The organism is Atopobium fossor DSM 15642 (genome assembly GCF_000483125.1).
Taxonomy (GTDB): domain Bacteria; phylum Actinomycetota; class Coriobacteriia; order Coriobacteriales; family Atopobiaceae; genus Atopobium; species Atopobium fossor.
Window position 1 is genome coordinate 44,890 of record NZ_KI519553.1, and the last position, 15,394, is coordinate 60,283.

The 15,394-nt window shown below is 47.4% G+C and carries 13 protein-coding genes; 12 read left to right on the forward strand and 1 reads right to left on the reverse strand.

The genetic code is table 11. The annotated features are described in order from the left end of the window. Positions 1-111: 111 nt before the first annotated feature. From G469_RS0102915 to G469_RS0102935, 5 genes are all read left to right on the forward strand, one after another. Entirely contained in the window at positions 112-567 is a 456-nt protein-coding gene (locus tag G469_RS0102915) for a PTS fructose transporter subunit IIA (protein ID WP_028263766.1), read from the forward strand. Between the two features lie 74 nt (positions 568-641). After that, positions 642-2,084, forward strand: coding sequence for a fructose-specific PTS transporter subunit EIIC (locus G469_RS0102920; RefSeq protein WP_028263767.1), 1,443 nt, complete (start codon positions 642-644; stop codon positions 2,082-2,084). Positions 2,085-2,204: 120 nt separating this feature from the next. Beyond that, a complete protein-coding gene (locus tag G469_RS0102925) occupies positions 2,205-3,386 on the forward strand; it encodes a MalY/PatB family protein (RefSeq protein ID WP_211225398.1) in 1,182 nt (393 codons plus the stop codon). After that, positions 3,383-5,113 (forward strand): HTH domain-containing protein, encoded by a 1,731-nt coding sequence (locus tag G469_RS0102930; protein ID WP_028263769.1) that lies wholly within the window; start codon positions 3,383-3,385, stop codon positions 5,111-5,113. The genes G469_RS0102925 and G469_RS0102930 overlap by 4 nt, the downstream gene beginning before the upstream one ends. A gap of 1 nt (position 5,114) precedes the next feature. Then, positions 5,115-6,599, forward strand: coding sequence for a Sapep family Mn(2+)-dependent dipeptidase (locus G469_RS0102935; RefSeq protein ID WP_051353730.1), 1,485 nt, complete (start codon positions 5,115-5,117; stop codon positions 6,597-6,599). A 17-nt stretch (positions 6,600-6,616) separates the two neighbouring features. Here the strand turns inward: G469_RS0102935 and G469_RS0102940 are convergent, their stop codons facing one another. Continuing rightward, entirely contained in the window at positions 6,617-7,615 is a 999-nt protein-coding gene (locus tag G469_RS0102940) for a lipid II:glycine glycyltransferase FemX (protein WP_028263771.1), read from the reverse strand. 254 nt (positions 7,616-7,869) lie between these two features. Here G469_RS0102940 and rplM point away from each other — a divergent pair, with 254 nt between their 5' ends. The 7 genes from rplM (at position 7,870) to alr (ending at position 15,356) form a co-directional block, all read left to right on the forward strand. Continuing rightward, the gene (gene rplM, locus G469_RS0102945) at positions 7,870-8,310 is read left to right on the forward strand and encodes a 50S ribosomal protein L13 (protein WP_028263772.1); all 441 of its coding nucleotides are present in this window, start codon (positions 7,870-7,872) and stop codon (positions 8,308-8,310) included. 3 nt (positions 8,311-8,313) lie between these two features. Continuing rightward, the gene (gene rpsI, locus G469_RS0102950; protein ID WP_028263773.1) at positions 8,314-8,709 is read left to right on the forward strand and encodes a 30S ribosomal protein S9; all 396 of its coding nucleotides are present in this window, start codon (positions 8,314-8,316) and stop codon (positions 8,707-8,709) included. A 100-nt stretch (positions 8,710-8,809) separates the two neighbouring features. Continuing rightward, the gene (glmM, locus tag G469_RS0102955; RefSeq protein WP_028263774.1) at positions 8,810-10,147 is read left to right on the forward strand and encodes a phosphoglucosamine mutase; all 1,338 of its coding nucleotides are present in this window, start codon (positions 8,810-8,812) and stop codon (positions 10,145-10,147) included. 15 nt (positions 10,148-10,162) lie between these two features. Continuing rightward, positions 10,163-12,010: a glutamine--fructose-6-phosphate transaminase (isomerizing) gene (glmS, locus tag G469_RS0102960; RefSeq protein WP_028263775.1), complete on the forward strand. Its 1,848-nt coding sequence runs from the start codon at positions 10,163-10,165 to the stop codon at positions 12,008-12,010. 18 nt (positions 12,011-12,028) lie between these two features. Continuing rightward, positions 12,029-12,538, forward strand: coding sequence for a holo-ACP synthase (acpS, locus tag G469_RS0102965; protein ID WP_028263776.1), 510 nt, complete (start codon positions 12,029-12,031; stop codon positions 12,536-12,538). Positions 12,539-12,547: 9 nt separating this feature from the next. Then, a complete protein-coding gene (locus G469_RS0102970; protein WP_028263777.1) occupies positions 12,548-14,206 on the forward strand; it encodes a bifunctional ADP-dependent NAD(P)H-hydrate dehydratase/NAD(P)H-hydrate epimerase in 1,659 nt (552 codons plus the stop codon). After that, a complete protein-coding gene (alr, locus tag G469_RS0102975) occupies positions 14,190-15,356 on the forward strand; it encodes an alanine racemase (RefSeq protein ID WP_028263778.1) in 1,167 nt (388 codons plus the stop codon). Before G469_RS0102970 ends, alr begins: the two co-directional genes overlap by 17 nt. The last annotated feature ends 38 nt before the right edge of the window (positions 15,357-15,394 follow it).

The following is a 15,394-nucleotide window of genomic DNA, read 5'->3' on the forward strand; positions in this document are numbered from 1 at the left end:
TGTCACAGCAGTTGTGACAATTCTATTCTTAACTTTTTGTCTCGTGCATTTAATACTGAGTTCATAGGAGCTATCTACTTGTTTGCAGCTTTAGAAAGGCAAAAAACAGTCATGACACTCTTTTCCAAAGACCACATCTTGGGGACATTGGATGTAGCCAATCAGTCAGAGGTCTTTAAAGTGCTGGCTGAACATGCTCAGCAATTGGGAATTACCAACAACGTACAGGCGATTGTGTCTGACTATATTGAACGTGAAGACGAGTCAAGTACTGGCTTTGGTGGAGGACTTGCTATTCCCCACGCTAAGTCTACGAGTGTTTTCAACGCAGCAGTTTTATTTGCCAAACTCAAAAAACCTATCAATTGGGTTGCTATTGACGATAAACCAGTGGACACAGTGATTTCTTTATTGGTTCCACAGGGGGAGAACGCTACACACCTCAAGCTTTTGTCGTCTTTGAGTCGAAAATTAGTGCACGAAGAGTTTGTTCAAGTGCTTAGAGATGGTTCTATGGATGAGGTTTTTGAACTTATTACTAATGCACTTACAGATAGTGAGGCGTAGTAAAAATATTGTTTTAGTAGGTAAATCCAGCAATAAGGAAGCTGGTAACCATAGCATTAACGAGAGGGGGTCCTATGTCTAAGTCAATTGTTGCAGTAACCAATTGTCCTGCAGGTATTGCTCATACCTACATGGTTGCGGAAGCAATTAAGACAAAGGGCGAGGCGCTGGGATACGAGGTTCATGTTGAAACACAGGGTGCAAACGGTATTGAGGATGCTCTTACAGCAGAGCAAATCAAGAGTGCTGATTATGTAATTCTTGCACTGGGTAAAGGCATGACTGACGATGATCGCGTTCGTTTTGACGGTAAGAAAATCGTAGAGGTTCCTGTATCAAAGGCACTCAAGGATATGGATTCGATTGTGTCTAATCTAGAGACACAAGCTCATGTGTATCGTTCCACTGTTGTAGATTTGGGTGGCCGTGTTGCTAAAGAGGCCTCTATTGGTGGTCTCATGTCCCATCTTATGGCCGGTGTATCAGCTGCTTTACCTTTTGTTATTGGTGGCGGCTTGCTTATGGCTATTGGTTCCATTATGGCTCAGTTTGGTGCCCCCAATGTAGAGCCCAATGTGGAGGCTGGTACCGTTGCATCTTTAGCCTGGGTGCTTAATACCATTGGTGGATTGGGTTTCTCATTTATGGTTCCTGTAATGGGAGGCTATATTGCTCAATCTATTGGTGGTAAGCCTGCTTTGGCACCTGCATTTATCTGCTCTTATCTGGCTAACCGCTCTGATCTTTTAGGTACACCTGCAAATGCAGGCTTCATTGGCGCTGTTGCCATTGGTCTTTTGATAGGCTACTACGCCAAAGCCATGAAGGGTATTAAGCTGCCTAAAAACATGCAAGGCCTTATGGGATTCTTGGTTATTCCTTTTACTGCATTGCTTATCTTTGGCATTTTGACGTACTACGTATTAGGTCCTATTGCTGCTGGCATGATGAATGGCCTAGTAACCATGCTGCAAAGCGTTCCAGAGAGTGCACGTCTGTTTGCCGCGTTTCTTGTTGGCGCTATGCTGGCCTTTGATATGGGTGGTCCTGTTAACAAGGCGGCTTGGTTCTTCTCCTTCTCACTTGTAGCCTCTGGTGTATATGAGTGGTACGGAATTGTTGGTGTAGTAACCTTGCTTCCTCCCGTAGCTGCGGCTATTGCTACATGGATTAAGCCTGCCTTGTTCACCGAGGCAGAGCGTGATGCTGCTTGGCCTGCTCTAATTGTTGGCGCAACTACCGCAACCGAACCTGCAATTCCTTATGCTTTAGCAGCTCCGCTACCCATGATTTCTGCCAATGTTTTAGCTGGTGGTATTGCGGGTGCCCTATCTATGGCGCTGGGTATCCAGCGTATGGCCCCTGGCATTGGTGTATTTGATCCTCTTCTGGGGCTTATCACACCTGCACCACAGTACTACTTTGTATTTTTTGCTGGTCTTGCTCTTAACGTCGCGTTCATTATTGTTTTTAAGTCCGCTTGGATGAAAAAGCGCGATCAGAAGAACAACGCTTAAGCATGTATGAGCCGTGCGCCTGTGAGATACTTTTCATGGGCGCATTTTATCATGGGGAGCTGTCTAGTCATTATTAATATTAATAATGACTAGACATACTTGTATTGAGAAGGTTGTGTCATGCAGCAAGATATGTCACCTTACGACTTTGATGCCCTTGTCGATCGTCGTGGTAGCTACAGTACACAGTGGGATTACAGAGAGGACCGCTTTGGTACTAATGATGTGGTGCCCTTCTCAATTTCAGATTCTGATTTTGAGGTGCCAGCTCCCATAATTAAAGCATTACAACAACGTTTGGCGCATCCCGTATTTGGTTATACTCGCTGGAATCATAATGACTTTAAGCAGCCTATTGTACAGTGGTTTAACCGCCGTGGAGGCGCAACTATAGATCAAGATTGGATTGTGTATAGTCCAAGTGTTATCTATTCTGTGGCAACGCTGATTCGTATGTTCTCCCGTCCGGGGGATGCAGTGGTTACATTTACCCCTATGTATGACGGCTTTTATGGTGCTATTCAAGCAAATAATCGAGAAATTCTTCCCGTGTATATGCCTGCTGCACATGATGACTATGCGTTTAATCTCAATGAACTCCGTTTGGCTTGTGAGAAGCCTCAGGCAAAGCTGCTTTTGTTAACAAATCCGCATAATCCTACTGGTAAAGTGTTTTCACGTCAGGAGCTTACGGATATTGTGGAAGTTGCTCAGCAAACCAACACCTTTATTATTTCGGATGATATTCATCGCGATATCATCTTGGGTGAGACGCCCTACACTCCAATTACGGAAATTGCTACTACTGGTGTTGCACTAGCATGCTCCAGTTCCAAAACATTTAATACGGCGGGGCTCATAGGTTCGTACGTATGCATTCCGGAGGAGAGCGTTCGTAACGAGTTTTTGGTTGAGCTTAAGCAACGCAATGCACTCTCAAGTGCAAGTATTATGGGTATGTACGCACAGATGGCAGCTTATACCAGGTGTGATTATTATGCTGATGGCTTGGCAGAACACACCCGCTTAAATATGCAGCTTATCAAAGACTTTCTCGATTGCAATATCAAGCAAATAGCATTTGATATTCCGCAGGGAACCTATTTGGCCTGGATGAATATTTCTGGCCTGGGTGTAAGCTCACAGCAATTGCAGCAGGCCTGCGTAAAGTATGGACGCGTAGGCATTATGAGCGGCGCAACCTATGGAGATGACCGTTTTATGCGTATGTGTATTGCCTGCCCAAAATCTAAGGTTGAACTTGGACTTATGGGTTTGCTCAAGGGCGTGCAGAGTCTATGAGATTAAATGGTCGAGAAAAGAAGCTCATTCAGCTTTTGCAAAAAAGCCCAGCAACTGGTCAACAGCTAGCAGATGAACTGGGCGTTTCTCGTCGAACCGTATTGCGTGATGTTACGCGATTGAATTCTCTTTTAGAATCATGTGGCGCAGGTCAAATTGAGTCAGGGCTTAATTACCGCTTGCGCGTTGATTCGCAGCGTGCGTTACACACACTTGTACAAAATACCTACGATGAGACTACCGAAGTTTTGCTGGCAATATTAACCTCATCCTCAATTACGGTGGGAGAGCTATCGGAACTTACCTCATTACCACTATCTACGGTGCGAAAGTCGATAGATAAACTTAATATGTCCTATCGGGATATTTTGCATATTACTTCACGCGTTGGTCGTAGACTGGATATGGTTTTTTATAAACTTGGACCAGTAGATCTTCTCGCTGCTCTTTGCGCTCAAAATAGAGCCATTAAGGATGAGGTCGAATTTTTAGCTAATGCAGGTCTTACCGCTTTGGGCTCGTTGGCCCCAGAAGTAGATGAGTATCATACAAAGCTTGAGCCTTGGCTTTCTGGCGTACAGGCAAAAATACAAATCAATGCTGCTATTGCCACAGCCTGTTTTGTGCAGAAAACGCCTGCATCTATTAGTTTATATCGTAGTGCGTTGCAATCATTTATCGACGAGAAGGTGCAGACATACAAGTGGTTGGTAGATAAACGTTATGAGCTTATGGGGCTTGCTGCAGACCTGCTTAATCAGCATGGCGTTCAAGGCATGAGCGCCAACCTACCTAATTTAATTTTTGACCATATCGCTCGCGCTTCTATTTTCCCCACAATTATGGATGATGAGTTTCGTGCTCAGACCGAAGAGTTGCATATTGCGCATCCTTTTGAGTTTGACTTTGCGCGTATCTATTGTTCACGCATTGAACTTATGCACCCAGGTTTACTGTTAGAGCCAGAGCTGTGCGCGCTGTATGTGATTGGTACTGCATCGCGCTCTGATGTGGCACCAACTAGCATTTTGTTACTCAGTGCTCGTAAGTCATTGGATACCGTAAATCGTACCTTGCTCGAGCAAGCCATTGGCGATACCAATATTGTTTCGGTAGACAGTGTTATTGCCGCAATGGATAAGTACCAGACACAGCACTTTGATCTTCTTATTAAAGATGAAGTTTTTTCTGGTTCTGATGCGGAAGCACTTCCATGGAATTTAAGTTGTCGTGGCATTTTACGAGATAAAGACATTGCCTACTTACAGCGTAGCGTGCTGTATGCGTCATATAAGAAGACCTTGTCTACTATGTTGCCAGCGGAAAATTATGTAGCCTTGTCAGTAACTGAATCCAGTTATACAGAAATTCTCTCTTTAGGTCTTAATGTGTTTGTTCAAAGAAGTTGTATGACTGCAGAAGAGGCTGCCGCTACTTTAGCACGCGAGCGCCAGGGCGAGCGTCTTATTTTTAATGGAGTGGCGGTGCCACATTGTGTGACTCATGTGCCATCTAACAGCTTTAGGCTATTTGCGATTTGTCCCACAACAGCTGTGTCTACTCAGGATGAGGATATTACCTTGATTTTAATTGTGCTCGCCAGTAAAAATCAGGACGATAAAAATACGATTTTTTCGTACCTGTATTCCACTCTTTCTTCTGGAGAGCCTGTTACACCAGGAATTATGTATCCAAAACTTATGAATCTTCTTGGTTTGGAGAAATAGTATGTCTTTGCCTCAAAATACAACAACCTACATGTTTCCAAATCAGCCTACACATGAGGAAGTGGAGGCGTTTATTGACAAACACTGGGAACAGATTGTTGCAGATATTGCGCAGGTTGTCTCTATTCCAAGTACGGAGGATCCTGCCACTAAGTCTGACGATAAACCCTTTGGTGAGGCAGTTAATCAGGCGCTCAACTGCGGTATGAATATTGCAGCGCGTTTAGGACTTGAAGCTTATTCCTGTGATGGCTATTTAGTATTTGCGGATCTGCCTACTGCTTCATTAGCATCGAATACTTCTAACGATAGTCATGGTGTTTGTCGGCGTAAGCAAATTGCTACTATTGCACATCTTGATGTTGTGCCCGCTGGGCCTGGTTGGGATACTGACCCTTTTGTCATGCAGCGTCGTGAAGGTTACCTGGTGGGTCGTGGTGTCTTAGATGATAAAGGACCTGCAATCCTTACACTTTGGGTTGCACATTTCTTTACGCAGCCCCAGTTTGCACCAATTCATACCTTGCGCATATTGTTGGGTGGTAATGAAGAAACGGGTATGGCAGATGCTCGATATTACCAAACAAAGCACGAGGCGCCAGACTTTTTGTTTACCCCAGACTCCTCTTGGCCAGTTGTCTGTGGCGAGAAAGGCTCGTATAATGCGCTGATTTCCTTTCCTTTACAGACAGACGGTCGCATTGTATCTATTGAGGCGGGCACAGTCCGTAATGCGGTGGCAGCTCATGCAGAGGCAGTTGTTCGTGCCACTCCAAAGGGTTTATCGGCCATGAATGGTGTTACTGTTTGTTCTGAGGGTGATGGTTTGGTGCGGCTTGTTGTGGAAGGTATTGGTGGACATGCTGCTATGCCCGAGGGAACCTGTAGTGCCATTGGCATTCTTGTTCAGTATCTGCTGGATAATGGTATCTTCTCTCCTTCCGAGAAAAGTTGGTTGGAGTTTCAGCAGCTTATGCACAATGCCTGGGATGGTTCACTCTTGGGCATAGATGCAATGGATGATATTTTTGATCCGCTTACTATTGTGAGTGGTGTTATGCATACCCAATATGGCAAGCTGATTCAAACCGTGGATAGTCGCTATCCCAAATCTACAACACCGGATGCTATTTGCGCTCAACTCCAAAAGGTGTGTGCTCAGTATGGTTTGGAATTTGAAGAGGTTCGTCGTGGCAAATATGTATATGTAGACCCGCAAAGCTTCGAGCTTCAGATACTTCTTGATAGTTATGCGCAGTGGACAGGAGAGCGTAAAAAGCCAGTAACTCTAGGTGGCGGAACGTATGCAAAGCATTTTCCCTATGCCGTAGCTTTTGGTCCCGAAGAGGATTCGAGTGTTGACCAACCTGAGTGGGTAGGTTCTATTCATGGTCCTCATGAAGCAATTAAGGAATCTTCGCTTAAGCGGGCGCTTGCAATTTATATTACGGCACTTGCCAAGCTTCTTAACACTCCGCTGGAGTAATACACGCTTGTATTTTGTTATTTTCGTAATGCCCCACGAATCTTTTTAGCTGTGGTAAGCGTCTTGTAATACATAGTGCGTAGAGGAACATCTCTACCTGCCGCGACAGGGGTAATCTCATTTGTAAATTTGGTCTTAAATTCATTAAGACCCTTGAGCGATGGTGCAAAGTCGCTTCCTATGCCCATGAGGTCGTAGTGTGTGATGCCCATGGCACCAAGCATGCAGCACTCGGAATACAAGAGTTTATCGGTAACATGCATACGCATAACTTCAGAACGCATGCCAGCATAGTAGCGTACAGCAAATGGTCCATTTACGGTAACAATAGACCATCCTACTACGCGATCTTCTATGCGTGCAGCAAATACACGACAGTGGTCTGTGCCCAAGGCATCAAGCATGTCGGTGTAGTCAGACAGAGGTGCAGGGACAAAACCATCACGCTTGCCCGTATCTACCATAACCTCATAGTACTCACTAAAATCCTCGTAAGCGCGTTTGGTTTCATCCGCACATGTTGCGGGGCACTCACGCAGTGCCTTGCGGACATCACGACGACCACGGCTCTTCATACGCTTAAGAATCTCTTCGTCGCCGCCTTCTAGAGGGATGATGACGGTCTGATTATAGGGAACGGTACTCAATACAGGAACGGCTAGGTTGTCATACCAGGTATCTATGCGCATAAATACCAGGTTTTTATCTGTTTGTTTGAGCTGTTCAGCTAGTGTTTCTAGTACTTCTGTTTCCAATTCTTGGCTGGGATGCTCAAGCCATGCGGGCCCATGCATGGAGCGCAGATAGTGATAACCATGAGTTTCAAAATCAATGAGAGAAATAAAAGCAAGAGGTTTGTTGTCTTGTTGAATAATAAAACAACCCCAAGGTCTGCGGCCTTCAATGGTTGCCTGATAGCTTGCCCATACGGCAGTTTGTTCTATGGGAAGTATAAAATTGCAGCTCTGTGCTGCGGATTCTAGCTCGTCTACGCTTACTGTCTTAAGTGTAATCATGCTGCTCCTTATACGTATTAAGCCGCTCTATTATACCGAGCGTCTACCTTATGTCTGTGCCATGGGCTTCTCTGCGTGAAAATTACGTGATTGTTGCGTGTTTAGCTCAGAAAGCCTATGAAGGACGTGACCTTTATTTTTGTGTGGTGTATACTTTTAAAGCTATTTTTGTAGAGCCCCGTAATCTCTGTAAAAGAATTAGCAGCAGTTGTTCGTCCAGGAACAACTACGTATCCGTATGTTGGAGGAGTCAAGTGAACAAGTCGACTCATTACGCCAAGGCTGGCGAAGTCGAGCGCAATTGGGTGCTCGTCGATGCTGAAGGTGCTACGCTGGGCCGCCTTGCTACTCAGGTTGCAATGATCCTGCGTGGCAAGAACAAGCCTCAGTACACCCCTCACACCGACACTGGCGATTATGTAGTAGTCATCAATGCCGATAAGGTAGTTCTTACTGGCGTTAAGGCAGAGCACAAGTCTTATTGGCGCTACTCTGGTTTCCTTGGTGGCCTTAAGACCGAGTCTTTTAAGGTGGCTATGGAGAAGCACCCCGAGCGTGTGGTAGAGCACGCAATCAAGGGCATGCTCCCCAAGACCCGTCTTGGTGCTCAGCAGTATCGCAAGCTTCATGTATACGCTGGTTCCGAGCATCCCCATACCGCCCAGAACCCTACCAAGATTGATTTGGAGGCATAACCGATGGCTGATACTACCGCTGTATACACCGGCACTGGCCGTCGTAAGGAGGCTGTTGCTCGCGTACGCCTCGTTCCCGGCACCGGCAAGGTTACCATTAACGGTCGTGAAGCTCTGGACTATTTTGGTCGTCAGCAGCTTGTGGACAACGCACTTGCACCTTTTAAGGTCACCGATACCGTAAATGCTTTTGACGTTATTGCTCTTTGCGATGGCGGCGGCATCAACGGTCAGTCTGGTGCTCTTCGTTTGGGTATTGCTCGCGCTCTTCTCAATGCTGGTGAGTACCGCCCAGAGCTTAAGAAGGCAGGCTTCCTTACGCGTGATGCACGTGCTGTTGAGCGCAAGAAGTACGGTCTGAAGAAGGCTCGTAAGCGTCCTCAGTTCTCTAAGCGTTAATCTGGTATTTACTTCAGATTCTTTGAAGAGGTTTGTCCTAGTGACAAACCTCTTTTTTATTGGGTTACCATAGTACAAGCCAAAAAGAACGGGAGACAAAATGAAGTATTTTGGGACTGATGGATTTAGGGGTAAGGCCAATGAAGGTCTTAACGTAGATCACGCCTACCAAATTGGTCGTTTTATTGGCTGGTATTATGGTGCTAAACAGGAGCGCAAAGCTCGTGTACTTATTGGTAAGGACACTCGTCGCTCCAGTTATATGTTTGAATCGGCTCTTACTGCAGGCTTGGTTGCTTCTGGTGCCGATGCCTATATGCTGCATGTTATTCCTACACCTGGCGTAAGCTACGAGGTTGTGGATGGCAATTTTGACTGCGGCGTTATGATTACTGCTAGTCATAATCCGTACACCGATAATGGCATTAAGCTGGTAAATAATGACGGCTATAAGATGGAAGAAGACGTCTTACAGCAGGTTGAGGATTATATTGACCACAAGTTTGAGGTTCCTCTAGCTACGGGTAATGCCATTGGTTGTACCGTGGACTACATGCAAGGTCGTAATCGCTATATTGCCCACCTTATTGCAAGTGCTAACTTCTCCCTTCAGGGTGTCAAGGTTGGTTTGGACTGTGCAAATGGTGCCGCCTCAAGCGTTGCTAAGCCCGTATTTGATGCCCTTGGTGCAGATGTGCGCGTTATTAACAATTCACCCAATGGTTTTAATATCAATGTGGATGCTGGCTCTACTCATATTGAGGTACTTCAACGCCATGTAGTAGAGCAGGGTCTAGACGTGGGCTTTGCCTATGATGGAGATGCTGATCGCTGCATTGCGGTGGATGATCGTGGCCGCGTGGTAGATGGTGACCTCATTTTGTATGTGTGTGCCAAATACCTTAACAAGCATGGTCGCTTGGCTGGCGGCACTGTTGTTCCCACTGTTATGTCAAACTTTGGTCTGTTTAAGGCATTGGATGTGGCTAAGGTTGCTTACGAGAAGACCGATGTGGGCGATAAAAACGTCTTTGCCTGCATGCGCGCCAATGGCTATTCCCTTGGTGGTGAGCAATCTGGTCACGTTATTTTTGGTGATATAGAGAACACGGGGGACGGCATTATGACTAGCCTGCGTGTGATGGAAGTCATTCGTGCGGAGCGCGAGACCTTGTCCGAGCTGGTTCGTCCCGTCATGCTTTATCCCCAGCAGTTGGACAATATTCGTGTTATAGATAAACAGGCTGCCATGGGAGCCGCTGAGGTTAAGGCTGCTGTAGAAGCTGCCGAGAAGTTCCTCGAGGGCAATGGTCGTGTGTTGGTGCGAGCATCGGGCACAGAGCCTTTGGTGCGCGTGCTTGCAGAAGCCCCAGACGAGAAGCTCTGTCGTGAGGCAAATGCTCTTGTTATTGCAGCTCTTGAGCCCTTTAAGGCATAAGACGTTAGGACAGCTATGTGCGGAATTGTTGGTTACATTGGAACTAAGCAAGCAGCGCCTTTCTTATTGCAGGGCCTTGCTGCCCTTGAATATCGTGGGTACGATTCAGCGGGTGTGGAGGTATTGTCCAACGATGGTGGCCTGCATGGAGTAAAGTGCGCGGGGCGTGTATCCGTATTGGCCCAGCGCTGCTCTACCGCAAACCTGCTTGGCACCAGTGGTATTGCTCACACGCGCTGGGCTACTCATGGTGCTCCTTCGGATAAAAACTCCCACCCCCATTTGGATTGCTCGGGTCGTGTTGCCATTGTTCACAATGGCATTATCGAGAATTACCGCACCCTTAAAGAAGAGTTGCTTTGCACAGGCCATAGCTTTGCGTCCGATACAGACTCCGAGGTGGTAGCCCATCTGGTAGAGGAGTCTTTGACTGGTCCTGCTCAAGGAGACTTGCTGGAGGCTGTGCGCATTGCAACGGGCCGTCTTGAGGGTTCTTGGGCTCTAGCTGTTTTGTGTGCAGATACTCCCAATGAGCTGGTGGTGGCTCGTAATCGCTCACCGCTAATCATTGCGCAAGCACAAGACGGCGTGTATGCAGCATCTGATGTGTCCGCTCTGGCTGGTAAAGCTTCTAAGGTTATTCAGCTGGACGACAAACAACTTGCTCGACTTTCAAAAAATGGTAGCGTGAGCGTTATTACTTCGGAAGGTTCACTTGTTCCCAAGCCCAATACCTATGCCATTGATTGGGAGGCTTCTGCCGCTACACTGGGTGGCTATCCAGATTTTATGGCAAAAGAAATTGCCGAGCAGCCCGAGGCTCTAGAGCGTTTATTGTGTGGTCGTCTAACCGCTACAGGCATTAAGTTGGATGAACTCAAAATGTCCAACGAGGACATAGCAGCCATTGACCGTATCTACGTTATTGCTTGTGGTACGAGCTACCACGTAGGCCTTATCGCTCGTACTGTTATTGAGGCTTGGGCAAAAGTTCCTGTGGTGGTAGAAACCGCTTCTGAGTTTATTTACCAAGATGCTTTGGTAACAGACCATACGCTGTGTGTCATTATTTCTCAGTCTGGAGAAACAGCAGATACCTTATCTGCTGCTCGTAAGATGCGCGATTTGGGCGCGCGTGTATTTGCTATTACCAACGTGATTGGTTCTACTGCTGCGCGCGAAAGCGATGGCGTGTTGTATATTCAGGCTGGCCCTGAAGTATGTGTATGCTCCACTAAGGCTTATACCGCTCAGATGGTTGCTGCCATTTTGTTGGCGTTGTATCTGGCACATCACAACGGAGCTATGAGTTATGAGCAGGTGCAAGCCAAGTTTACTCAGCTTGCCAAGTTGCCTGATCAAATCCGTGAGGTGCTCAAACGCGGTTGGCAGGACAAGGTTGTATCCAGTGCCTTTGCAAATGCACATTCTAGCCTGTTCCTTGGTCGTGGCGTTCATGCTACAACGGCAGCGGAGGGTGCTCTTAAGCTTAAAGAGATCAGTTACCTTCATGCAGAGGCATATGCTGCGGGTGAGATGAAGCATGGTCCCATTGCGCTTCTCGAGAAGGGCTTCCCAGTTGTAGCCATTGTGCCGCGCGATCGTGTACACGATAAGACAGTTTCCAACATTGAGGAAGTTATCGCTCGTGGTGCAACATGTATTGCAGTAGCTACAGATGGTGATACCGATGTAGCAGCACTCTGTCATCATGTTTTATGGGTGCCACCTATGGAGGAGGAGTTCTTTGTCCCTATCGTGGCTATTGTTCACTTGCAGATGCTTGCTCGGCATGTCGCGCTTGCTCGCAACTGTGATGTAGATAAGCCTCGTAACCTAGCTAAATCGGTAACGGTCGAGTAGGGTAGAGGTGACAAAACAATGGCATTAGCCGGCGTTGGCGTAGATATTTTTGAGATTGCGCGTATGGAACGAGCGCTTGAGCGTCGTCCGTATCTTGCCAAACGTATGTTTACGGTGCAGGAGCAGCAGTATTGCAATTCCAAGGCTCGTCCTGCCCAGCATTATGCGTGCAGGTTTGCTGCGCGTGAGGCAGTGCTCAAAGCTTTGGGCACGGGCTTCTCGCAAGGTATTGGCTTGTCTGACGTAAGTGTCTCGCACGATGCGCATGGTAAGCCGGTGGCGGTGCTATGTAATAAGGCATTGGAAATTGCCCAACAAAATGGTGTACTCGAAGTTGCTCTTTCGTTATCGTTTACCCATGAGCTTGCGGTAGCCAATGCGGTTGCGGTAACGGACCAGGTGCGTCCCAAAAAAGACGAGAAACCCGATTCAAAAGCGCAGCTTGCAGCTTCATTTAAAGAAGCGCGCAGCGTCATAGATGAGCTCGAGCGCGTGCAAATTACAACCAATAGTCTCATCAAGGAGTAGTGATAGTCCATGCAACCAGTTCTTAATGTCGAGGACATTAAGCGTGTAGAGAATAACCTCAATCGTGCGGGAATTAGTGTGTCCGAGCTCATGCACCGTGCGGGCGCTGCTGCAGCAGCAGAAGTGACCCACATGGAGGATGTAAGTTCCGTGCTTATTTTTGTGGGCATGGGCAACAATGGTGGAGATGGTTGGGTTGCAGCAGAAAACCTGCTCAAGATGGGCTTTGACGTTACAGTTGTATGTCCTGTTGCTCCTGAGGCGCTGCGTTCTGATTTAGCACTGGTAGCGGCTCGTAGTGCCGTTGCAGCGGGCGTTCTGGTAAAAATAGCACCCCCACGTGCAGAGCTTGATGAGTTGCTCTTCGGGCACGATGTCTGCCTGGATGCTATGTTGGGAACTGGCTTTCATGGTGTGCCTTCTGCCCCGTTTGATATTTGGATTGATGCCATTAACATGAGTGGTATCCCTGTGGTATCTGTGGATGTTCCCAGTGGTTTATCTGCTCAAACGGGTCATGCTGCTGGTGCTTGTGTATATGCTGATGTAACCGTGACCATGCTTGCACTTAAGCCAGGCCTTTTGGCAGATGAAGGACGCGATGCCTGCGGCGCTATTGTTATTGCTCCACTTGACGATAAGACCGAGAAGTTTGTTTTAGAAGCCGATCCTGTAGCATGGCGTGCCGAGACAAGTGACTACTTGGATATTATTTCTAATCCCACCAGCGCTGTTGATAAGTACACTCGTGGCAGCGTGTTGGTGGTTGCTGGCTCTACTCGCTATCCTGGTGCAGCAATTTTGGCTGCACGTGCAGCAGCTCGTAGTGGTGCTGGCTATGTGACCTTAGCAGTACCTGCCTGTATTGCTGCAATCGTACAAGCACAGTTGATAGAGATTCCTGTAGTGCCCTGTCCCTTTGACCCAGAGTCCGGATCATTTTCCGAGGATGCGGTAGACATTATTGTTAAGCTTGCCAGTCGTGCCAATGCTGTGTTGGTTGGTCCTGGTATGCGTGTTACAGCAGCTACTGTCTCTTTGTGCTCTGGCTTACTTTCTGCCAAGACGCCACTGGTTATGGATGCAGACGCACTTAACTGTCTAGCTCGTTTGACAGAGAATCGCTTGGATAATTTCCCTGAGCTCATCCGTCGTCAATCTACACTGGTGCTTACGCCTCATCGTCGTGAGCTTGGTCGCCTTATGGGCTTACCCGATACACCGCCAGACTCGCTTACTTCTGCGCTCGAAGCATCTCGTCGTATTGTATGGTCTGATGGTGGTTCTGAACTTACGATTGTGGCCAAGGGTAGTGCGACTGCCTGCGTAGGCGTAGAGTCCGCCGTGCTTCCTAAGCCAGGTCCTGCTTCTTTAGCAACCGCTGGTTCTGGTGATGTGTTGGGCGGAGTCATTGCAGCTCAGCTGGCACATAACAAGCCTGAAGGTACACATTTGCCCCTACTGTGTGCATTTGCATGTGAAGTTCACGGTACCGCTTCGGTTATGGCAGAGGCTCGCTATGGTAGTCGTGGCGTCATGGCTTCTGATCTTATCGATAGCTTAGGTTTGGCAATAGATCAGCTGGAGTCTCAGGCAGCAATGCCGCAAGGTATGGATTTTAATAGAGATGAACAAGCAGCTGCTAAGGGAGATGACCAAATTGCTTAGCAGGGCATGTCCCGATACACGCTGGTCATGGATTGAGATTGATCAATCTGCCTTGCGCTATAACACTCGTGCATTTAGGGCGCGCATTGCACGTGGTGTCAAGATGATGTGTGTGGTCAAAGCAGATGCCTATGGGCATGGTGCGGTATCCTGTGCCAAAATCATGTCTGCTGCAGGAGCAGATCAGTTTGCAGTAGCAACGGTGGATGAAGGTGTAGAGCTGCGTCGCGGTGGTATCACCGAACCTATTTTGTTATTATCCGAGCCCCCAGTAGAGGCAATTCCTACGCTTGTTGCGTATGAAATCATGCCTTCGGTTTATACCGAAGAGTTTGCCTATGCGCTGGGAGAAAGCGCTTCTTTTGCTGGCAAGGTGGCTCAATATCATATTGCAGTAGATACGGGTATGAGTCGTATTGGTTTGCGCCCCATGGATGTGTTGGAATTTCGCCGTAATGTAGAGTTTCACGCTGGTCTTGAGTGCGCGGGCATTTTTACACATTTTGCTACAGCAGATGAACCTACGGGCTGGGACTTTGAGTTGCAGTACAAACGCTTTATGGATGCAGTGCACTCGCTTGATGAGGCGGGCTTATCGTACGGCCTTATACATTGCAACAATACGCCTGCTACCATGCTCCATACAGAAACGCAGCACATGATGTGTCGTGTAGGGGTTGGCTTGTATGGCATGCATCCCTCAGATACAACGGTTGGTACTATGGACCTTAAGCCAGTTATGAGTGTTCGTGCACGTGTGACACACACGTGTTATCCTACGGTAGGTGATGGCGTAAGTTATGGTTTAACCTATCGTATTCCAAAACAGAATATTCAGATTGCTACCATCCCTTTGGGGTATGCAGATGGTCTTTCTCGCAATCTATCTAATAGGATGGAAGTGCTCGTAGCAGGTCAGCGCTGTAAACAGGTTGGTCGCATCTGTATGGATCAGTGCATGTTTGCTGTGGACGTGAACAGTCGTAGTTATAAACCTAATACCCCGGTAGAAGTGGGTGATGTGGTTACCATTTTAGGTACCGATGGTGAGCAAGCCATTACAGCAGAAGATCATGCTTTTTTGCGCGATACTATTAACTATGAGGTTACCTGCAACTTTGGCATGCGCTTGCAGAAGGTGTATGTCTAGCATATGGCTCGAACAGTACGTGAGCGTCCATCGTTGGC